Below are 20,542 nucleotides of genomic sequence, written 5' to 3' on the forward strand. Positions count from 1 at the left end.
AAGGTGTGGAGTTGACCGGTACTAATAGGCCGAGGGCTTGTCCTCAGTTGCTCGCGTCCACTGTGTTGGTTCTGAGACAACGACCGTTGTCGGCTTTGAGCGGAACACAATAGAAGAGTGTGCTTGTTCGCTCGAAACCATTAGGGTTTCGGTGGTCATAGCGTGGGGGAAACGCCCGGTTACATTCCGAACCCGGAAGCTAAGCCTTACAGCGCCGATGGTACTGCAGGGGGGACCCTGTGGGAGAGTAGGACGCCGCCGAACAATCTTTGGAAGGACCCTTGGTCCCAGCGTTCAGCTGGGGCCAAGGGTCCTTTTTCATTTCTGGAGCGCGCCGGAGGTCCGGCTGCGCGAGAATACTTGCGGTACCGAAGACAGGAGTCACCCATGTCCACCAACTCTCCCGACGATCGACCGGAGCGCGACCAGCGGCGACGGGACAGTGGTGACCGTTCGGACCGTGGCGGTCAGCGAGGAGGCCCGCGTCGATCCAGTGACCATGACCGCGGGGACCGCAGGGACGGAGACCGCGACCGTGGGTTCCGTCGGGACGACCGTGGTGGCAGCCGGCCGGAGCGTGGTGGTTTCCGGGGCCGTGATGACAGCCGGGGTGGCGAGCGCGGTGGTTACCGTGGTCGGGACGACCGCCGGGATGATCGCCGTGGTGGTGACCGGGAGCGTTCCGGCTTCCGTCGCGACGACGACCGGGGTTACGGACGCCGGGACGACCGGCGTGACGACCGGCAGCGGGACGATCGCGGCGAGCGGGGCGGCTACCGAGGACGTGACGACAGCCGTGGAGGTGACCGGGGCGGGTTCCGTCGCGACGACAGCCGTGGTGACCGGGGCGGGTTCCGCGGGCGTGACGACCGTGGCGGCTTCCGTCGTGACGACCGTGACGACCGCGACCGTGGTGGTTTCCGTCGCGACGACGAGCGTGGTGATCGGGGCGGGTTCCGTCGCGATGACAGTCGTGGTGGCGAGCGCGGTGGTTACCGGGGCCGTGACGAGAACCGGGGTGGCGAGCGCGGTGGTTACCGTGGTCGGGACGACCGCCGGGATGATCGCCGTGGTGGTGACCGGGAGCGTTCCGGCTTCCGTCGCGACGACGACCGGGGTTACGGACGCCGGGACGACCGGCGTGACGACCGGCAGCGGGACGATCGCGGCGAGCGGGGCGGCTACCGAGACCGCGATGACAGCCGTGGTGGCGAGCGGGGCGGTTACCGGGGTCGCGACGACAACCGTGGTGCTGACCGGGGTTACGGTCGGCGTGATGACAGCCGGGGTGGCGAGCGCGGTGGTTACCGTGGTCGGGACGACCGCCGGGATGATCGCCGTGGTGGTGACCGGGAGCGTTCCGGCTTCCGTCGCGACGACGACCGGGGTTACGGACGCCGGGACGACCGGCGTGACGACCGGCAGCGGGACGATCGCGGCGAGCGGGGCGGCTACCGAGGACGTGACGACAGCCGTGGAGGTGACCGGGGCGGGTTCCGTCGCGACGACAGTCGTGGTGACCGGGGCGGGTTCCGCGGGCGTGACGACCGGCACGGAGGCGGCCGGTTCCGTGAGGAGCGCGACCGGGACCGCGAGCCCATCAAGCGGCTGCCGATCCCCGAGGACGTCACGGGTGAGGAGATCGACAAGGACGTACGGCAGGAACTGCAGAGCCTGCCCAAGACCCTTGCGGACGATGTCGCCAAGAACCTGGTGATGGTCGCCCGGCTGATCGACGAGGACCCCGAGGGCGCCTACGGCTACTCCAGGGTGGCTCTCCGGCTGGCGTCGCGTGTCGCCGCCGTACGGGAAGCCGCCGGCTTCGCCGCCTACGCCAACCAGAAGTACTCCGAGGCGCTTGCCGAGTTCCGGGCGGCACGGCGGATGACCGGGACCGCGGAGCTGTGGCCTCTCATGGCCGACTGCGAGCGTGGCATCGGCCGGCCGGAGAAGGCACTGGACATGGCCGGTGCTCCCGAAGTGCAGAAGCTCGACAAGGCAGGGCAGGTCGAGATGCGGCTCGTCGCGGCCGGCGCCCGGCGTGACATGGGGCAGCTGGACGCCGCCATCGTGACGCTGCAGAGTTCCGAGCTCGCGTCCCACTCCGTGCAGCCGTGGACCGCGCGGCTGAGGTACGCGTACGCCGATGCGCTTCTCGCCGCCGGACGGGCCGGTGAGGCACGGGAGTGGTTCGCGAAGGCCGTGGAGGCCGACCGGGACGGCAGCACGGATGCTTCGGACCGGCTGGCCGAACTGGACGGCGTGGAGTTCATGGACGCGCTCGACGACGAGAGTGACGACACCGACGCCGACACCGAATCCGACGCCTCGGAGGGCAAGGACGAGAGCGACGCCGACAAGGATTGACGGCTCGCGCCTGTGGCGCAGGACGAAGGGGTGGGATTTCCGGTTCACCCGACCGGGGATCCCACCCCTTCCCTTTTTTTGCTTTCCGTTTCCTGAGCCACCCGTCAGAACGCGCGCAGCACCAGCCCCGACGCCGGCTTGGGCCCGAAGGACGTCGACTTGCGGGGCATCGTCACGCCCTGGCGGGCGAGGTCGCGGACGACCTCCTCACGGACCGGGTGTAGCAGTACCGCCGTACCGCCGTCGCGTTCCGCCTTCTCGACGGTCGCGGCCGTGTCGTGGATGTAGGCGATATGAGCCGGGGAGTCCTCGGGGACGCGCCACACCTGCTTCAGGAGCGTGGAGTGCAGGACCGTGGCGTCCAGAGTGCGCCAGGCCGCCGGGCGGTCGCCGGGGACGGTGCGGGCCAGCAGATCGGGGTCCGGACGGTCGACGAGGTGGAAGGTGCCGTCACCGGCCAGCAGGAAGGCGTTGCCCGTGCCGGCCGCCTCGGCCAGTACCTCCATGGCGTCCGGCAACGGGGCGTCCACGCGGCGGACCCGGAACAGGCCGTGGAGGGCGGCCAGCGCGTCCGCGACGGGCAGGCCGTGCAGCAGGCGATGGATCGCGCGGACACGCAGCGGGTACCGGGCCGTGTCGACCAGGAGCACCAGGCCGTCGTCCCAGGGGCTGGGGGAGGGGTGCTCCGCGCGGAGCCGGCGGTAGGTCGCCCAGCGGTGGTGGCCGTCGGCGATGAGGGCCTGCTGGCCGGCCAGGTCGGTCCGGACCGTGGCCAGGTCGGCGGGGTCGGTGAGGGACCACAGCCGGTGACAGAAGCCGTCCTCCGTGGTGGTCGCGAGGAGGGGAGGGGTGTTGGCCGTGCGCTCGATCAGGTCGGCGGTGGCATCGGTCGAACCGTCGCCGGGATAGCTCAGCAACAGGGGCTCGAGGTTCGCGGACGTGGCCAGCATCAGGGCCGCGCGGTCGGCGACGACGTGCGGCATGACGTCCTCGTGCGGCAGGACCAGCCGTTCGTCGGGGTCCGAGACGCGCAGGGCGCCGATGATCCCGCGTTGCAGCAGGCCGTCGCCGTTGCGTTGTTCGTAGACATACAGGCAGGGGTCGGGGTCCGCGGTCAGGACGCCCTCGGCGCGCCAACGGCTCAGGGTGTCGGCGGCCTGGGCGTTGCGGGCCCCGGGGGTGTCGGCCTCGGGCAGGATCAGCCGGACGATGTTGTAGGGGTCGGCGGACTGCAGGTGATGCAGACCGTCGGGGCGGACGACGACGTCGTACGGCGGGGATGTCACGGCGGCCAGGCTGCCGACCCGGTCGGGATCGTAGCGAAGGCCTTGGAACGGGGTGAGTTCCAGGCCTCGGCGCGCCTTTGCTTCCGAGGGACCTGCAGTCTTCATCAGGGCATCGTACGGGGCCGGTGGCATGAGGGATGATCGGGGGAAAGCAGTCGAGCGAGGAGCGATGCGGAATGAGCCGGAGCGTCAGGACGAGGCCCGGGGACAGTGGGCAGGCCCTGAGCGAGGCGTACGACACGGCGCTGCTCGACCTCGACGGTGTGGTGTACGCGGGCGGGGAGGCGATCGTCCATGCGGTCGACTCGCTGGCCACGGCGCGCGCGGGAGGCATGCACCTGGCGTACGTGACGAACAACGCCCTGCGCACCCCGGACACGGTGGCCGCGCATCTGACGGAGCTGGGGATACCGACCGACGCCGAAGACGTGATCACATCGGCGCAGGCGGTCGCGCGGCTGATCAGCGAGCAGGTGCCGCAGGGGGCCAGGGTGCTGGTGATCGGCGGCGAGGGCCTGCGGGTAGCGCTGGGTGAGCGCGGCCTGGTGCCCGTGGAGTCGGCGGACGACGATCCGGTCGCGGTGGCACAGGGGTACGGCGGGCCCGACTTCCCGTGGGGCCGGTTCGGGGAGGCGAGTTACGCGATCGCGCGCGGGGTGCCGTGGTTCGCGTCCAACACGGATCTGACGATCCCCAGCGGGCGGGGCATCGCCCCGGGCAACGGCGCGGCGGTCGAGGTCGTACGGATCGCCACGGGCGCCGAGCCGCAGGTGGCGGGCAAGCCGCTGCCGCCGATGCACCGGGAGACGATTCTGCGCACGGGCGCCGAACGGCCCCTGGTGGTGGGGGACCGGCTGGACACGGACATCGAGGGCGCGTTCAACGGAGGGGTGGATTCGCTGCTGGTGCTGACCGGGGTGACCGACGGGGCGCAGCTGCTGGCCGCGCCGCCGCAGCACCGGCCGACCTACGTCGACGCCGACCTGCGCGGGATGCTCACCGGGCAGCCGGAAGTGACCGCGGCGGACGGCGACGGCGGATTCCGGTGCGGTGGCTGGACGGCGGCAGCGGACGGCGGGGCCCTGGCGTTGGACGGGGACGGTGCCGCTCTGGACGGGCTGCGGGCGTTGTGCGCGGCGGCGTGGACAGCGGCGGGCGACGGCGTGTGCGCGTTGGACGGGGCGAAGGCGCTGGCCCGGCTGGGTTTGTGAGGCACCCTCGATTCAGAGCCTCAGCACCTCAGGATCGTGATCGCTTGGGAGGGTAGGCTAACCTAACTGCGTGTTGGTCGACAGTCCTCCCGAACCGCGCGCGGACATTGCCCCCGCGCCCCCGAACCGCCGGGCGACGCCACGTGTCCTCGGGCTGTTCCTCTCCGCCGCGATCCTGGTGGTCATCGCCCTGGCGAGCATCGCGATCGGGGCGAAGGACCTGTCCCTGGACCAGGTCTGGCACGGCTTGTTCGAGGAATCGGGCACCTACGGTGATGTCGTCGTCGCCGACCGGCTGTCACGGACCCTGCTCGGCGCGCTGGCCGGCGCCGCGCTCGGCCTGGCGGGGGCGGTGCTGCAGGCGCTCACCCGTAATCCGCTCGCCGATCCGGGACTGCTCGGCATCAACGCGGGCGCGTCGGCGGCGGTCGTCACGGCCATCACCTTCTTCGGCGTCACCTCGCTGTCGGGCTATGTGTGGTTCGCGTTCTGCGGGGCGGCCGCGGTCGGGGCCCTGGTGTGGTTCCTCGGCGGCAGCCGGGGCGCGACCCCGGTGCGCCTGGTGCTGGCCGGCACCGCGATCACCGCGGCGCTGTTCGGCTACCTCCAGGCGGTGATGATCCTGGACCAGGCGGCCCTGGGGAGGATGCGCTTCTGGACGGTCGGGTCGCTGTCCTCGGCGAGCGGCTCGGTCATCCGGCAGGTGCTGCCGTTCCTGCTGGTCGGGTTCGTGCTGGCGCTGCTGCTCGCCCGGCCGCTGAACGCCATGGCCATGGGCGACGACACCGCCAGGGCCCTCGGCGCCGACCTGAATCGCACGCGGGCGCTGGCCATGCTCGCCGCGACCGTGCTGTGCGGGGCCGCGACTGCCGCCTGCGGGCCGATCGTCTTCGTGGGTCTGATGGTGCCGCACGTCGTGCGCTCGTTCACCGGACCCGACCTGCGCTGGATCCTGCCGTACACGGCGGTCCTGTCGCCGGTGCTGCTGCTCGGCGCCGACGTCCTCGGCCGTGTGCTGGCCCGGCCCGCGGAACTCCAGGTCGGCATCGTCACCGCGATCATCGGCGGCCCGGTCTTCATCTTTCTCGTACGACGGCGGAGGACGGCCCAGCTGTGAAGACCAACCGTGCCGTGCGGACGCCGGGCGGCTTCTCGTTCCGGGTGGACGTGCGGGCCCTCGTCGTCGCCGTCCTGCTCCTGCTCGTGGCGCTCACCGCGAGCGTGGTGCTGATCGGCACCGGCGACTTCCCGATACCGGCCGCCGACGTGATCCGGACCCTGCTGGGCGAGGGCGACCCGGGCCAGGAGTTCATCGTCACCGAACTGCGGCTGCCCCGGGTGCTGGTCGGGCTGCTGGTCGGCGTCTCGCTCGGGCTCGGCGGCGCGCTGTTCCAGTCCATCTCCCGTAACCCCCTGGGCAGTCCGGACGTCCTCGGCCTCGGCCAGGGCGCCACGGCCGGCGCGCTCGTGATGATCGTGCTGTTCTCCGGGACCGCCAACCAGGTCGCCGTCGGTGCGCTGATCGGTGGGCTGGTGACCGGGTTCGCCATCTATGTGCTCGCCTGGAAGAGGGGCGTGCACGGGTACCGGCTGGTCCTGGTCGGTATCGGTGTCTCCGCGATCGTCACCGCGGTCAACGGCTATCTGCTCACCAAGTCCGACATCGTCGACGCGGCCCGTGCGGTGGTGTGGATGACCGGCTCCCTCGACGGCCGTGACTGGGACCAGGTCTGGCCCCTGCTCGCGCTGTGCGCCGTCCTCGTACCGCTGGTCCTCGCCAACTCCCGCGGGCTCAGGATGATGGAGATGGGCGACGACGTCTCGTACGCCCTCGGGGTCCGGGTGGAGCGCGTACGACTGCTGCTGATGCTGTCCGCCGTGCTGCTCACCGCGTCCGCGACCGCCGCCTCCGGACCGGTCGGCTTCGTCGCGCTCACCGCGCCGCAGCTCGCCCGGCGCCTGACCCGTTCGCCCGGCCCCAACCTGGTGGCGTCGATGTGCATGGGCGCCGCCCTGCTGGTGAGCGCCGACTGGATCTCGCAGCGGGCCTTCGGTGCCGAGCAGTTGCCCGTGGGAGTGGTCACCGGGGTACTCGGTGGCGTCTACCTGTTGTGGCTGCTGGTCACCGAGCGCAAGGCGGGCCGGATATGAGTGCCGGGAGCGCCAGGAACCCCACCACCGCCGGCGGCGGACGGAACAACCGAAGGAGCACCGTGAACCGACTGTCCGCCGAGGACGTCACCCTCGCCTACGACCAGCGTGTCATCGCCGAGCATTTGTCGGTGGAGATACCGGACAACTCCTTCACCGTGATCGTCGGCCCGAACGCCTGCGGCAAATCGACGCTCCTGCGGGCGCTGTCGCGCATGCTGAAGCCCAGTCAGGGGCGGGTGCTGCTGGACGGCCAGGTCATCCAGTCGATGCCCGCGAAGAAGGTCGCCCGCACCCTCGGCCTGCTGCCCCAGTCGTCGGTCGCGCCCGACGGGATCACCGTCGCCGACCTGGTGGGCCGGGGCCGGTATCCGCACCAGGGCCTCCTGCGCCAGTGGTCGGCCGAGGACGAGCGGGTCGTCCAGGAGGCGATGGCCCGGACCGGCATCGCGGACCTCGGCGAGCGCCATGTCGACGAACTCTCCGGCGGGCAGCGCCAGCGCGTGTGGATCGCCATGGCCCTCGCCCAGGAGACCCCGCTGCTGCTCCTCGACGAGCCGACGACCTACCTGGACATCCAGCACCAGATCGACGTACTCGACCTGTGCGCGGAACTGCACGAGGAGCAGGGGCGCACCCTGGTCGCCGTTCTGCACGACCTCAACCACGCCGCCCGGTACGCCACCCACCTCATCGCCCTGCGCGGAGGGAAGGTCATCGCGCAGGGCGCGCCGAAGGAGATCGTCACCGCCGGACTGGTCGAGCAGGTCTTCGGGCTGAGCTGCCAGGTCATCGACGATCCCGAGACGGGCACGCCGCTGATCGTGCCGGCGGCCCGCAATGCGCGCGTCGCGGCCGGAACCGGGCGGGCCGCGGACCGGCAGGAGAAGGTGGGCGCTAGAGAAGCTTCCTGAGGTGGAACAGGTCGCGCAGACCCGCCTCCAGTCTCACCCGGCCCGAGGCCCAGGCCCGGGCGAAGTGCAGTTCGCCGTCGACCAGGGCCAGCAGGTCCTCCCCCTTCATGGCGAGCCTGAGCTGGGCCTTCTCGCGCGGAGGGCCCTCGAGGGTGTCGTGCACCTCGATCCGCCCGCCGGTGAGGCGGCCGACGAAGGTCACGTCCAGGTCGGTGATGTGACAGCTGACGGAGCGGTCCATCGCCGCAGCCGTGCGGACGTCGCCCTCGGCGTGCCGCATGCTGTCCGAAAGTCTGGTGAGTGCGGCGCGGCACTCCTCGATCGTGGCCATCGCGGACGACGGTACCCCAGTGGTTCGCGGTAGCGTCGGGGCATGAACGACGCAGTACCCCAGCCGGGGAGCGCGCAGCAGCCGCCCCCGCGGGTGGAGCACGCCGTACCACCGGTCGAGGACACCACTTCCCGTACCGCGCCCGAGTACGCCCCCGCGGCCCCCGCACCCCTGAACGTGCCCCGTACGCCCACCGGCAACGCCGAGGTGGACGCGCGGCTGGGGCGGCTGGCCGACGCCGACCACCTCACCACGGACGGTCATGTCGAGGTGTACGAAGATGTGCACCGGGGGCTGCGCGACGCGCTCACCGCGCTCGACGCCCGCCCGGGGCCTCCGGCTCCGGCCCGTCATCCGACCGCCACCCCTCAACGAGGCCCTTCCGGCCACGAGCCCACCCGTCGCCCGACCACCACCCCTCAGTGGGGTCCTTCGGGCCACGAATCCCATTTGCCGCACCGACAGGGGAGCTGAACCGAACGTGGCAGGAGTCGCACGCCGCCGTCTCGACGCGGAGCTGGTCCGCCGGAAGCTCGCGCGCTCGCGTGAACACGCCGGCCAGCTGATCGCCGCCGGGCGGGTCAGTGTCGGCAAGACCGTCGCGACCAAGCCCGCCACGCAGGTGGAGACCGCCGCCGCGATCCTCGTCGCCGAGGACGCCGGCGACCCGGACTACGTGTCGCGCGGCGGCCACAAGCTCGCCGGCGCCCTCGAGGCCTTCGTGCCCCGAGGGCTGGTCGTCGAGGGGCGGCGGGCGCTGGACGCCGGCGCCTCGACCGGGGGCTTCACCGACGTCCTGCTGCGGGCCGGGGTCGCGCACGTGGTCGCCGTGGACGTCGGATACGGACAACTCGCGTGGTCTCTCCGAAACGATGAACGCGTCACCGTCAAGGACCGTACGAACGTACGGGAGTTGACGCTTGAGGCAATCGATGGGGAGCCTGTGGATCTTGTCGTGGGGGATCTTTCCTTCATCCCGCTCGGGCTGGTCCTGCCCGCCCTGGCACGGTGCGCGCGGCCGGACGCCGATCTGGTGATGATGGTCAAGCCGCAGTTCGAGGTGGGCAAGGAGCGGCTGGGCAGCGGGGGAGTCGTCCGCAGCCCGGAGCTGCGCGCCGACGCCGTGCGGGGGGTGGCCGCCAAGGCCTGGGAGCTGGGACTGGGGGCGAAGGGCGTGACGGCGAGTCCGCTGCCCGGACCCTCGGGGAATGTCGAATACTTTCTGTGGCTGCGGGCCGGAGCTCCGGAACTGGACCCGGCCGACGTTGACCGTGCAGTGGCGGAGGGGCCGCGTTGACACCGAATCGAGTTCGTACCGTTTTCCTGCTCGCCCACACCGGCCGCCCCGCGGCCATCCGCAGCGCGGAACTCGTGGTCAAGGGGCTGCTGCGTTCCGGGCTCGGCGTGCGGGTGCTGGAGACCGAGGCACAGGACCTGCCGCTGCCGGACGAGGTGGAGACCGTCAAGGAGGCCACGCCCGAGTGCCTCGACGGCTGCGAACTGCTGATCGTGCTGGGCGGTGACGGCACGCTGCTGCGCGGCGCGGAGTTCGCCCGCGCCTCGGGGGTGCCGATGCTCGGCGTGAACCTCGGCAGCGTCGGGTTCCTCGCCGAGGCCGAGCGGGACGACCTCGACAAGGTCGTCGACCGGGTGGTGAGCAAGGCGTACGAGGTCGAGGAGCGGATGACCGTCGATGTCGTCGTGCACCGGAACGGCACCATCGTGCACACGGACTGGGCGCTGAACGAGGCAGCCGTGCAGAAGGTCTCTGCCGAGCGGATGCTGGAGGTCGTGCTGGAGATCGACGGGCGGCCGGTGACCGGATTCGGCTGCGACGGGATCGTGTGCGCCACCCCGACCGGATCCACCGCGTACGCGTTCTCCGCGGGCGGGCCCGTGGTGTGGCCGGAGGTCGAGGCACTGCTGATGGTGCCGATCAGCGCGCACGCGCTGTTCGCCAAGCCGCTGGTGACCTCGCCGGACTCGGTGCTGGCCGTGGAGGTCCTGCCGCACGTTCCGCCGGGTGTGCTCTGGTGCGACGGGCGGCGGACCCTGGAGCTGCCGCCCGGGGCGCGGGTCGAGGTGCGGCGCGGCGCGGTACCGGTACGACTGGCCCGGCTGCATCACGCCTCGTTCACGGACCGGCTGGTCGCGAAGTTCGCCCTGCCGGTCTCGGGGTGGCGGGGGGCTCCGCACTAGGGCCTGTCGCGAGGTGGTGCCGTGCCCGGACCGCTTCGGCACCACTCCCGTGCCTCTTCTCTCCCGCTTCCCTCCCGCCCGCCTCCGCACCCGCCGGACCCGCCGGGGAGGGGCTCCCACGCACGGGTGACGACCTGCCACGATCCCGGACGGGCGGGGGGCGGCGTCGCACAGCGCGAGGAAAACCTCGTAAGGTCTGGGACGTGTTGGAGGAGATGCGGATACGGTCGCTCGGAGTCATCGACGACGCCGTGGTCGAGCTATCACCAGGCTTCACCGCCGTCACCGGTGAGACGGGCGCGGGCAAGACCATGGTGGTCACCAGCCTCGGGCTGCTGCTGGGCGGAAGGGCGGACGCGGCCCTGGTGCGGATCGGCGCCAGGAACGCGGTCGTCGAGGGACGGATCGCCGTGCCCGAGGACGCCGCGGCCGTCGTACGGGCCGAGGAGGCCGGGGCCGAGCTCGACGACGGAGCGCTGCTGATCAGCCGTACCGTTTCCGCCGAGGGGCGCTCACGGGCGCACCTGGGCGGGCGGAGCGTGCCCGTGGGGCTGCTCGCCGAACTGGCCGACGACCTGGTGGCCGTGCACGGGCAGACCGACCAGCAGGGGCTGCTGAAGCAGTCCCGGCAGCGGCAGGCGCTCGACCGGTACGCGGGCGACGCGGTCGCCGGTCCGCTCGCCAAGTACACCGGGGCGTACAAGCGGCTGCGGGCCGTCGCCGCGGAGCTCGAACAGATCACCACGCGCGCGCGTGAGCGAGCCCAGGAGGCCGACATGCTGCGCTTCGGGCTCGACGAGATCGCCGCTGTGGAGCCCCGCGCCGGTGAGGACGTGGAGCTGGCCGAGGAGGCCGAGCGGCTCGGTCACGCCGAGGCCCTGGCGCACGCCGCGCACGCCGCGCACGCCGCCCTCGCCGGTAACCCGGAGGACCCCGAGGGCGTCGACGCCGGAACGCTCGTCGCGGGCGCCCAGCGGGCCCTGGAGGCCGTCCGGGCGCACGATCCCGCGCTGGCCGCGCTCACCGACCGGATCGGTGAGGTCGGCATCCTGCTGCGTGACGTGGCCGGGGAGCTCGCCGGGTACGCCGAGGACCTGGACGCCGATCCGCTGCGGCTGGCGGCCGTCGAGGAGCGGCGGGCCGCGCTCACCGGACTGACCCGCAAGTACGGCGAGGACGTCGCCGCCGTGCTGGCCTGGGCCGAGCAGAGCGCCGCGCGGCTCACGGAACTGGACGGGGACGACGAGCGGATCGAGGAACTCACCGCCGAGCGGGACGGCCTGCGCGCCGAACTGGGTGGGCTGGCGCAGGCGCTGTCGGAGGCACGGGCCGAGGCCGCGGAGCGGTTCGCGGCGGCCGTCACCGCGGAGCTGGCGTCCCTCGCCATGCCGCACGCGCGCGTGTCGTTCGAGATCCGGCAGACGGAGGACCCGGACGGCGTCGAGGTCGGCGGGCGCACCGTCGCCCACGGGCCCTCGGGTGTGGACGAGGTCGAGCTGCTGCTGGCCCCGCACCCCGGGGCACCGCCCCGGCCCATCGCCAAGGGCGCGTCCGGCGGTGAGCTGTCGCGCGTGATGCTGGCCGTGGAGGTCGTGTTCGCCGGGACGGACCCGGTGCCGACGTATCTGTTCGACGAGGTCGACGCCGGTGTCGGCGGCAAGGCGGCCGTCGAGATCGGACGGCGGCTCGCCAAACTGGCGAAGAGCGCGCAGGTCGTGGTCGTCACGCATCTGCCGCAGGTGGCCGCGTTCGCCGACCGGCAGCTGCTGGTGGCGAAGACCGACGACGGGTCGGTCACCCGGTCCGGAGTGAAGGTGCTCGAAGGGGAGGAGCGGATCCGGGAGCTGTCCCGGATGCTGGCCGGCCAGGAGAACTCCGAAACGGCCCGTGCCCACGCGGAGGAACTCCTGGCCACGGCTCGCGCGGACGGCTAGGGCCTGTCCGGCGGATCGGGTCGCAGGAAATCGACGGTGCCTTGTCGGCGCGGGTGAGCGGGGGCGATGGGGGTGCCCCCGCTCATGGGGCCCTCCCGCTCGAGCGAAGCCGAGAGTGGGGGGCGTCCAGTTGCAAGGCGGAGGAGGGCGTGCCGGACCCCACGTCTGCGGCAGGATCCGCCGGGCAGGCCCTGACCGTCGTACCTCCCGGAGGCTCGGCCGACGGGAGGATTTTCTTCACTCTTGTGGGTGAAGTTTCTGTCCGGTCCGGTGCAGGCGGGCGCTCCCGTCGTTGCCGCGATCCCCTTGTGCCCTGGCATGCTTGACGGAGCACGCGTAGGAGACCGTGCGGTACACCCCCTCCGCACGGTCCTTCTGTACGTTCTTCGGGACCATCCGACCCGAACCAGGAGCTCGGTCACGTGACCCCCGTGAGCAGCCACTCACCGCACGGCCAGTCGCCGCTGAGCACCGTGCAGGTGCTGGGCGGCGGCAACGCCGCCACCAGCGCCCACGTGCGCTCACTGGCGGCGGGGCTCGTCGCACGGGGCGTGCGGGTCACGGTGTGCGCCCCCGCCGAGGCGGAGCACACCCACGACTTCACGGGCGTCGGCGCCGGCCATGTGCACGTCCCGCGCAGCAGCGACCCCGGCTCGGTGGCCGCCCTGCGGACGGCCTGCGCGAACGCCGACCTGGTGCACGCGCACGGACTGCACGCCTCCTTCCGGACCGTGCTCGCCCTCAGCGGCCGGCGCACCCCGCTGATCGTCACCTGGCACGACCGGGCGCCCGCCGACGGCGCCCGTGCGCACTTCCTGCGGCTGCTGGAGCGGAGGGTGGTCAAGGCGGCCACCGTGGTGCTCGGAACCACATCCGCCCTGGTCGACCGGGCCCGCCGGACCGGAGCGCGGGACGCGCGGCTGGCGGCCGTCGCCCTCCCCGCGCCCCGCACGGCCGAGGAGCCGGAGGACCCCGACGGGGCGCGGTCCAAACTGCGTGCCGAACTCGGCGCCGTCGGCCGCCCCTTACTGGTCGCGGTCGGCCCCCTCGAACGGCGCCGTGGCTGCCACACCCTGCTGGACGCCACGCACGGGTGGCGCCGCCTCGACCCTGTGCCGCTGGTCGTCGTCGCGGGGGAGGGCCCGCTGCGCGGTGAACTCCAGCGGCGGATCGCGGACGAGGAACTGCCGGTCCGGCTCATCGGACGACGCGACGACGTCACCGGACTGCTCGAGGCCGCGGACCTCGCGCTGCTGCCGAGCCGGTGGGAGGGGCGCTCCGCGCTCGCCCAGCAGGCCCTCCGCGCGCGCGTGCCGCTCGTCGCGACCAGGGCCGGCGGCATGCCCGAACTCGTCGGCGACGCCGCCGAACTCGTCCCCCACGGCAACGCGCGTGCGCTCGCCGACTCCGTCGTACGGCTGCTGGGCGACCCGGGGCACCGGGAGGAACTCAGGGCCAGGGGCGCCCGGCAGGTGGCCGGGTGGCCGACGGAGGACGAGGCGGTGGCCCAGGTGCTCAGTGTCTACGACGAGTTGACGCAGCATCGTCCGTTGATCTGACGTCACAAGCCGCGTCAGGACACGTGCCGCCGTGCCCGCAGGGCCAGGCTCAGGGTCAGGACCGTGTGCGGGTCGTCGAGGTCGCTGCCCAGCAACGCCCCGATCCTGGCCAGCCGGTTGTACAGCGTCTGGCGGTTCAGGTGCAGTTCGCGGGCCGTCTCCGCCTTGCGGCCCGCATGGGCCAGATAGGTCTCCAGGGTGGGCAGCAGCGGCGGCCGCGAGCGGCGGTCGTGGTCCAGGACCGGGCCGATCGCGCGGTCCACGAAGGCCGCCAGGTCCGGCTGGTCGCGCAGCCGCCACATCAGCAGGTCGATGTCCAGGCGGCGGGCGTCGTACCAGGGACGGTCCGGCAGCCCCTGCGCCGCGCTCGCGGTCCGGGCCGCATGCCGCAGACCCGCCGACGCCGCCGCCCAGTCGCCGGCCGCCCCGACCACCACCACGGGCGGCCGCGCCCCCGGCGGCGTCATCCCCGCCCGCTCCGCCCCGGCGCGCAGCGCCGCCGCCACCCGGTCCGCGATCGCCGGCCGCTCCGTCTGCGCGCGCAGCCCGAGCAGCAGCGGTACCCGCCCCTCCACCGGCCGCACACCCAGCAGCACGGGGACCCCGAGCGAGGCCAGCTCCTCGGCGACCGCTCGGGCCAGCACCGCCCAGCCGCCGCCCTGCGGGGACAGGACGTCATCGAGCCGCATCACCACCGGGAGCAGCGGGCCGGTGCCCGGTCTGAAACCCAGCAGGCGCGCCTGCGCGGGCGCGTCCTGCGGGGCGACCCGGCCCTCGGAGAGGTCGACCAGGAAGTCGCCGCGTCCGCGTGCCGCCAGTTCCTCCTCCTGACGGGCCTGCATCAGCACCACGGCGAGCAGGCCCGCCGCCCGCTCGGCCGCCATGCGGTGCACCGGGGCCGGCGGCGTCCGCACCGGCAGCAGCACCAGACGCGCCCGTACCCCGCCGCCGCCCGGCCCGCCGCCCGGCACGTCGACGAGCGCCGAACCGGCCGGCGGATCGTCCTGGTGCCGGTCACGCAGCCCCTCCCACACCTGAAGCGGGTCGGCGCCCTCGGGGCCCTCCCCGGCGGCGTACAGCAGCCGCCCGTCCGTCGTTTCCAGGAACACCGGGTTGCCGCTGACGTCGGCCAGGATCCGCAGGACCTGGGGGACACCCCCACCGCCCAGCAGCGCCTCGGTGCAGCGCCGGTGCACCTCCTCGGCACGCCGCAGCAGCGTGTAGTGACCGTTGACGATCTCGGTGTGGATCTCCTCGGTCACCGTCACGTACGGCACCTCGCGGTGCAGCTGGACCAGGGGCAGCCCCGCCGTCCGTGCCGTGTCGACCAGAGCGGCGGGCAGCCGGGTGAAGCGGGTGCCGAGCTCCACGACGAGGGCCGCGATGTCCCGCTCGGCCAGCGTGCGCACGAACGCCCGCTGCTCGGCGGGGCGGCTGCCGAGACCGTATCCGGTGGTCAGCAGCAGCTCCCCGCCCTTGAGCAGCGAGGCGATGTTGGGCACCTCGCCCGCGTGCACCCAGCGCACCGTGCGCCCCAGGCCGTCGGCTCCGGCCACCACCTCGGGCAGCCCGCTGCGCAGCGCGGGCAGTTCCAGCGCCTGCCGCACGGTGATCCCGGCACCCTGCGTGTCGTGTCCGCCGTCACTGCCCCTGTCGCTGCCGCTGCCGCCCATGCACCGGACGCTACCCGCGCGCACGGGCGCACGGGCCGTCGGGCGGCTCCTCAGCCCCCGTACGCCCCCGAGGCGGTCAGACGCAGAGCCGTGTCGATGAGGGGGACGTGGCTGAACGCCTGGGGGAAGTTGCCGACCTGGCGCTGGTTGACCGGGTCCCACTCCTCGGCGAGCAGGCCGAGGTCGTTGCGCAGGGCCAGCAGCCTCTCGAACAGCCTGCGGGCCTCGTCCACGCGGCCGATCATCGCCAGGTCGTCGGCCATCCAGAACGAGCAGGCGAGGAACGCGCCCTCGTCGCCCGGCAGCCCGTCGACGCCTTCGTCGGCGCCCTCCGTCGGGTAGCGCAGGATGAAGCCGTCCGGGGTGGACAGCTCGCGCTGGATCGCCTCGATGGTGCCGATCACCCGCTTGTCGTCCGGGGGCAGGAAGCCCATCTGCGGGATCAGCAGCAGGGAGGCGTCCAGCTCCTTGGAGCCGTACGACTGCGTGAACGTGTTGCGCTCCTTGTCGTAGCCCTTCTCGCACACGTCCCGGTGGATGTCGTCGCGCAGTTGCCTCCAGCGCTCCAGCGGGCCCTCCGCGTCGCCGGACTCGATGAGCTTGATGGTGCGGTCGACGGCGACCCAGGCCATCACCTTGGAGTGCACGAAGTGGCGACGAGGGCCGCGCACCTCCCAGATGCCCTCGTCCGGCTCCGTCCAGTGCTTCTCCAGGTAGGTGATCAGCTTCACCTGGAGCAGGGACGCGTAGTCGTTGCGTGTCAGGCCCGTCATGTGGGCCAGGTGCAGGGCCTCGGTGACCTCGCCGTACACGTCCAGCTGGAGCTGGTGCGCCGCGCCGTTGCCGACCCGGACCGGGGTCGAGTTCTCGTAGCCGGGCAGCCAGTCCAGCTCCGCCTCGCCGAGCTCCCGCTCACCTGCGATGCCGTACATGATCTGCAGGTTCTCCGGGTCGCCGGCCACCGCGCGCAGCAGCCACTCGCGCCAGGCGCGGGCCTCCTCGCGGTAGCCGGTGCGCAGCAGCGAGGACAGGGTGATCGCCGCGTCACGCAGCCAGGTGTAGCGGTAGTCCCAGTTGCGGACGCCGCCGATCTCCTCGGGCAGGGAGGTGGTGGGCGCGGCGACGATGCCGCCGGTCGGGGCGTAGGTGAGAGCCTTCAGCGTGATCAGGGAGCGGATCACGGCCTCGCGGTAGGGGCCGTGGTACGTACAGTGCTCCACCCACTCCCGCCAGAACTCCTCGGTCGCCTCCAGCGACTGCTCCGGCTCCGGCAGCGACGGCGGCTCCTTGTGCGAGGGCTGCCACGAGAGCGTGAAGGTGATCCGGTCGCCCGGCGCCACCGTGAAGTCCGAGTACGTCGTCAGCGACTCCCCGTACGTCTCGGCGGGTGTGTCGAACCACACCGAGTCCGGGCCCGCGACGGCGACCGTGCGCCCCTCGTGCCGGTGCACCCACGGCACCACCCGGCCGTAGGAGAAGCGCATCCGGAGCGCCGAACGCATCGGCACCCGGCCCGAGACGCCCTCCACGATGCGGATGAGCTGCGGGGCGCCGTCGCGCGGGGGCATGAAATCGATCACCCGGACCGTGCCGTGCCCGGTGTCCCACTCCGACTCCAGGACCAGCGAGTCGCCGCGGTAGCCGCGCCGGGTCGCGGCCGGCGGCGGGGCGTCGGAGGCGTGCGCCGGGCCGATCCGCCAGAAGCCGTGCTCTTCGGTGCCCAGTAGGCCGGCGAAGATGGCGTGCGAGTCGAAGCGGGGCAGGCACAGCCAGTCGACTGTGCCGTCCCGGCAGACCAGGGCGGCGGTCTGCATGTCTCCGATGAGTGCGTAGTCTTCGATGCGCCCGGCCACGTGCAACTCCAGTCGAACGGCCACGTCACCCCGCGAGGGGGCTGTCGCTAGTGCGGTCAAGGGAACAGTGAATCGAGGGGATCACGTCATGCGTCGTTGAGAGACGAAGCAAAGCAGTCGCTCAGCCATGAATGCAAAGCGTCGATTAGTCGATTATTAGTCAACGAACTGACGAGCTTCCGTTGTTCCGGCGTGACGGGCGGGGTGGTGCCGTCCGGCCGGCCGGGCTCGGCGGTGGGGTGTCCGAGCAGGATACGACGCACGTAGAGGGTCTGTGTGCCGCTCCGGGCAACGCACCACCGCCGAACGGGTGAGCAGCGGGTGATGGGCCTGTGAGAGGTGACGGACCCGTGCCGGAGCGTGCGCGGAGCGTGCCCGAACGGCATCGCCCCGCGTCGCTGATACGCTGGTAGCCCGTGGACCGGTGGGCCCCTTCCCCGGAGGGGAAATCCGAACAGGGCACCCCCGAACCGCAGCGACGGCGCCGTCGGAGACCTCCGGCAGGCAGCCGCCCCGCACCCCCAGACCGCGACCACGGGAGCCCCCTCTTGGCCATGCCAAAATCCACGACGACCAAGCACATCTTCGTCACCGGGGGTGTCGCTTCCTCTCTCGGCAAGGGCCTGACCGCCTCCAGCCTCGGCATGCTGCTCAAGGCCCGCGGTCTGCGTGTCGTGATGCAGAAGCTCGACCCCTACCTCAACGTCGACCCCGGCACGATGAACCCCTTCCAGCACGGTGAGGTGTTCGTCACCAACGACGGCGCCGAGACCGACCTGGACATCGGTCACTACGAGCGTTTCCTCGACCGCGACCTGGACGGCTCCGCCAACGTCACCACGGGCCAGGTCTACTCGACGGTGATCGCCAAGGAGCGGCGCGGCGAGTACCTGGGCGACACCGTGCAGGTCATCCCGCACATCACCAACGAGATCAAGCACCGCATCCGCCGGATGGCGACGGACGAGGTCGACGTCGTGATCACCGAGGTCGGCGGCACGGTCGGCGACATCGAGTCGCTGCCGTTCCTGGAGACCGTCCGCCAGGTGCGGCACGAGGTCGGCCGCGACAACGTGTTCGTCGTCCACATCTCGCTCCTGCCGTACATCGGCCCCTCGGGTGAGCTGAAGACGAAGCCGACCCAGCACTCGGTGGCCGCGCTGCGCAACATCGGTATCCAGCCGGACGCGATCGTGCTGCGCTGCGACCGCGAGGTGCCGACCGCGATCAAGCGGAAGATCTCGCTGATGTGCGACGTCGACGAGGCCGCCGTGGTCGCCTGCCCCGACGCCCGTTCGATCTACGACATTCCGAAGGTCGTGCACGCCGAGGGCCTGGACGCCTACGTCGTGCGCAAGCTGGACCTGCCGTTCCGGGACGTGGACTGGACGACCTGGGACGACCTGCTCGACCGGGTCCACAACCCCGACCACGAGATCGTCATGGCCCTGGTCGGCAAGTACATCGACCTGCCCGACGCCTACCTGTCGGTCACCGAGGCGCTGCGCGCGGGCGGCTTCGCCAACAAGGCCCGGGTGAAGATCAAGTGGGTCACCTCCGACGACTGCAAGACCCCGGCCGGCGCCCAGGCGCAGCTCGGTGACGTCGACGCGATCTGCATCCCCGGCGGCTTCGGGGACCGCGGTGTGCTCGGCAAGGTCGGCGCGATCCGCTACGCGCGCGAGAACCGGATTCCGCTGCTCGGTCTCTGCCTGGGTTTGCAGTGCATCGTGATCGAGGCGGCCCGCAACCTCGCGGACGTCTCCGACGCCAACTCCACCGAGTTCGACCCGGCCACCTCCCACCCGGTCATCTCCACCATGGCCGAGCAGCTCGACATCGTCGCCGGTGAGGGCGATCTGGGCGGCACGATGCGGCTCGGCATGTACCCGGCGAAGCTGGCCGAGGGCTCGATCGTGCGCGAGGTGTACGACGGCAAGGAGTACGTCGAGGAGCGCCACCGGCACCGCTACGAGGTGAACAACGCCTACCGCGCGGAGCTGGAGAAGAAGGCGGGGATCGTCTTCTCCGGCACCTCCCCGGACGGCAAGCTCGTCGAGTACGTCGAATACCCGCGCGAGGTCCACCCGTACCTGGTCGCGACCCAGGCACACCCGGAACTGCGGTCGCGTCCGACGCGTCCGCACCCCCTGTTCGCGGGTCTCGTCAGGGCCGCCGTCGAGCGGAAGATCTCGAAGTAACACACCGGTTGTACGGTTGCCGGGGTGCGGACCCTCAAAGGGTGAGCACCCCGGCCGCTTTTCTCACCCACCGCAATCGCACGACCCCTGTACGTCGGGAAGGACGGGCATGACGATCAAGGACACCCCGGAGGAGTGGGAGGTCCGGGCGACCCGGACCCCCTTCGTCGGCAACAAGACCTCGGTCCGCACCGACGACGTGGTCATGCCCGACGGGACCGTGGTCCATCGCGACTACCAGGTCCACCCGGGCTCCGTGGCCGTCCTCGCCCTCGACGACGCCGATCGCGTCCTGGTCCTGCGCCAGTACCGCCACCCCGTGCGCCACAAGCTGTGGGAGATCCCGGCCGGTCTGCTCGACGTACCCGGCGAGAACCCGCTGCGCGCCGCCCAGCGGGAGCTCTACGAGGAGGCGCACGTCAAGGCCGAGGACTGGCGGGTGCTGACCGACGTCTACACCACCCCCGGCGGCTGCGACGAGGCCGTACGGATCTTCCTGGCCCGCGGACTGTCCGAGGCCGAGGGCGACCGCTTCGAGGTGGAGGACGAAGAGGCCGACATGGAACTGGCCCGGGTGCCCGCCGCGGACCTGGTCCGCAAGGTGCTGGCCGGTGAACTGCACAACAACTGCCTGGTGGTGGGCGTCCTCTCGCTCGTCGCCGCACGGGGCGGGGACGGGCTCGACGCGCTGCGCCCCGCCGAGGCGCCGTGGCCGGCGCGCCCGTTCGAGGTCTGAACCGCCCCGGCCCCCTTGCGATGTGACCATCGGCTGATCCGATCGAGGGACGCATTCGCCGTGCTCCACACGGAACGTAGCAGAGCGTGAACTAGGCTCTGGAAAACGCCCGGTCCGGAGTCCCGGC

Annotated in this window: 17 protein-coding genes and 1 rRNA gene; 14 read left to right on the top strand and 4 right to left on the bottom strand. The window is 72.0% G+C overall.

Annotated features, from left to right (window positions below):
- Positions 1 to 147 precede the first annotated feature (147 nt).
- The 3 genes from rrf to JL475_RS26740 all read left to right on the top strand — a co-directional run bounded on the left by rrf (position 148) and on the right by JL475_RS26740 (position 2,367).
- Positions 148 to 264: ribosomal RNA gene (rrf, locus tag JL475_RS26730) — 5S ribosomal RNA — on the top strand.
- A 196-nt stretch (positions 265 to 460) separates the two neighbouring features.
- Positions 461 to 1,717, top strand: a complete 1,257-nt coding sequence (locus tag JL475_RS41515; RefSeq protein ID WP_202280546.1) for a hypothetical protein — start codon at positions 461 to 463, stop codon at positions 1,715 to 1,717.
- Entirely contained in the window at positions 1,609 to 2,367 is a 759-nt protein-coding gene (locus tag JL475_RS26740) for a tetratricopeptide repeat protein (RefSeq protein WP_202280541.1), read from the top strand. Before JL475_RS41515 ends, JL475_RS26740 begins: the two co-directional genes overlap by 109 nt.
- 104 nt (positions 2,368 to 2,471) lie before the next feature.
- Here JL475_RS26740 and JL475_RS26745 read toward each other — a convergent pair whose 3' ends face one another.
- Positions 2,472 to 3,758: a DUF1015 family protein gene (locus JL475_RS26745; RefSeq protein ID WP_202280497.1), complete on the bottom strand. Its 1,287-nt coding sequence runs from the start codon at positions 3,756 to 3,758 to the stop codon at positions 2,472 to 2,474.
- A 71-nt stretch (positions 3,759 to 3,829) separates the two neighbouring features.
- On the opposite strand from JL475_RS26745, the gene JL475_RS26750 reads away from it, so the two are divergent.
- From JL475_RS26750 to JL475_RS26765, 4 genes are all read left to right on the top strand, one after another.
- Positions 3,830 to 4,864 (top strand): HAD hydrolase-like protein, encoded by a 1,035-nt coding sequence (locus JL475_RS26750; protein ID WP_202280498.1) that lies wholly within the window; start codon positions 3,830 to 3,832, stop codon positions 4,862 to 4,864.
- A 70-nt stretch (positions 4,865 to 4,934) separates the two neighbouring features.
- Positions 4,935 to 5,981, top strand: coding sequence for an iron ABC transporter permease (locus JL475_RS26755; RefSeq protein ID WP_202280499.1), 1,047 nt, complete (start codon positions 4,935 to 4,937; stop codon positions 5,979 to 5,981).
- Positions 5,978 to 7,015: an iron chelate uptake ABC transporter family permease subunit gene (locus tag JL475_RS26760; RefSeq protein ID WP_202280500.1), complete on the top strand. Its 1,038-nt coding sequence runs from the start codon at positions 5,978 to 5,980 to the stop codon at positions 7,013 to 7,015. The genes JL475_RS26755 and JL475_RS26760 overlap by 4 nt, the downstream gene beginning before the upstream one ends.
- On the top strand, positions 7,012 to 7,929 hold the full coding sequence (locus tag JL475_RS26765) for an ABC transporter ATP-binding protein (protein WP_202280501.1): 918 nt from the start codon (positions 7,012 to 7,014) through the stop codon (positions 7,927 to 7,929). Before JL475_RS26760 ends, JL475_RS26765 begins: the two co-directional genes overlap by 4 nt.
- On the opposite strand, the gene JL475_RS26770 is transcribed toward JL475_RS26765, so the two are convergent.
- Entirely contained in the window at positions 7,913 to 8,260 is a 348-nt protein-coding gene (locus JL475_RS26770; RefSeq protein ID WP_202280502.1) for an SCP2 sterol-binding domain-containing protein, read from the bottom strand. The genes JL475_RS26765 and JL475_RS26770 overlap by 17 nt on opposite strands.
- Positions 8,261 to 8,302: 42 nt before the next feature.
- Between JL475_RS26770 and JL475_RS26775 the strand changes: the two genes are divergently transcribed.
- From JL475_RS26775 to JL475_RS26795, 5 genes are all read left to right on the top strand, one after another.
- Positions 8,303 to 8,734 (top strand): hypothetical protein, encoded by a 432-nt coding sequence (locus JL475_RS26775; protein WP_237408368.1) that lies wholly within the window; start codon positions 8,303 to 8,305, stop codon positions 8,732 to 8,734.
- A 7-nt stretch (positions 8,735 to 8,741) separates the two neighbouring features.
- Positions 8,742 to 9,557: a TlyA family RNA methyltransferase gene (locus JL475_RS26780; RefSeq protein WP_202280503.1), complete on the top strand. Its 816-nt coding sequence runs from the start codon at positions 8,742 to 8,744 to the stop codon at positions 9,555 to 9,557.
- Entirely contained in the window at positions 9,554 to 10,459 is a 906-nt protein-coding gene (locus JL475_RS26785; RefSeq protein ID WP_202280504.1) for an NAD kinase, read from the top strand. Before JL475_RS26780 ends, JL475_RS26785 begins: the two co-directional genes overlap by 4 nt.
- A gap of 215 nt (positions 10,460 to 10,674) precedes the next feature.
- Positions 10,675 to 12,393 (top strand): DNA repair protein RecN, encoded by a 1,719-nt coding sequence (gene recN, locus JL475_RS26790; protein WP_202280542.1) that lies wholly within the window; start codon positions 10,675 to 10,677, stop codon positions 12,391 to 12,393.
- A 422-nt stretch (positions 12,394 to 12,815) separates the two neighbouring features.
- The gene (locus JL475_RS26795; RefSeq protein WP_202280505.1) at positions 12,816 to 13,952 is read left to right on the top strand and encodes a glycosyltransferase family 4 protein; all 1,137 of its coding nucleotides are present in this window, start codon (positions 12,816 to 12,818) and stop codon (positions 13,950 to 13,952) included.
- Positions 13,953 to 13,966: 14 nt separating this feature from the next.
- Here JL475_RS26795 and JL475_RS26800 read toward each other — a convergent pair whose 3' ends face one another.
- Positions 13,967 to 15,625 (bottom strand): PucR family transcriptional regulator ligand-binding domain-containing protein, encoded by a 1,659-nt coding sequence (locus JL475_RS26800; protein ID WP_202280506.1) that lies wholly within the window; start codon positions 15,623 to 15,625, stop codon positions 13,967 to 13,969.
- A 50-nt stretch (positions 15,626 to 15,675) separates the two neighbouring features.
- Positions 15,676 to 17,478 carry a glycoside hydrolase family 15 protein gene (locus JL475_RS26805; protein ID WP_202280543.1) on the bottom strand — a complete coding sequence of 601 codons (1,803 nt, stop codon included), beginning with the start codon at positions 17,476 to 17,478 and terminating at the stop codon, positions 15,676 to 15,678.
- Positions 17,479 to 18,032: 554 nt separating this feature from the next.
- On the opposite strand from JL475_RS26805, the gene JL475_RS26810 reads away from it, so the two are divergent.
- Both JL475_RS26810 and JL475_RS26815 read left to right on the top strand, forming a co-directional pair.
- Positions 18,033 to 19,679, top strand: a complete 1,647-nt coding sequence (locus JL475_RS26810) for a CTP synthase (RefSeq protein ID WP_202280507.1) — start codon at positions 18,033 to 18,035, stop codon at positions 19,677 to 19,679.
- A 109-nt stretch (positions 19,680 to 19,788) separates the two neighbouring features.
- Positions 19,789 to 20,415 carry an NUDIX hydrolase gene (locus JL475_RS26815; protein ID WP_202280508.1) on the top strand — a complete coding sequence of 209 codons (627 nt, stop codon included), beginning with the start codon at positions 19,789 to 19,791 and terminating at the stop codon, positions 20,413 to 20,415.
- Positions 20,416 to 20,542 lie beyond the last annotated feature (127 nt).

This window comes from Streptomyces sp. M2CJ-2, assembly GCF_016757295.1.
GTDB lineage: Bacteria > Actinomycetota > Actinomycetes > Streptomycetales > Streptomycetaceae > Streptomyces.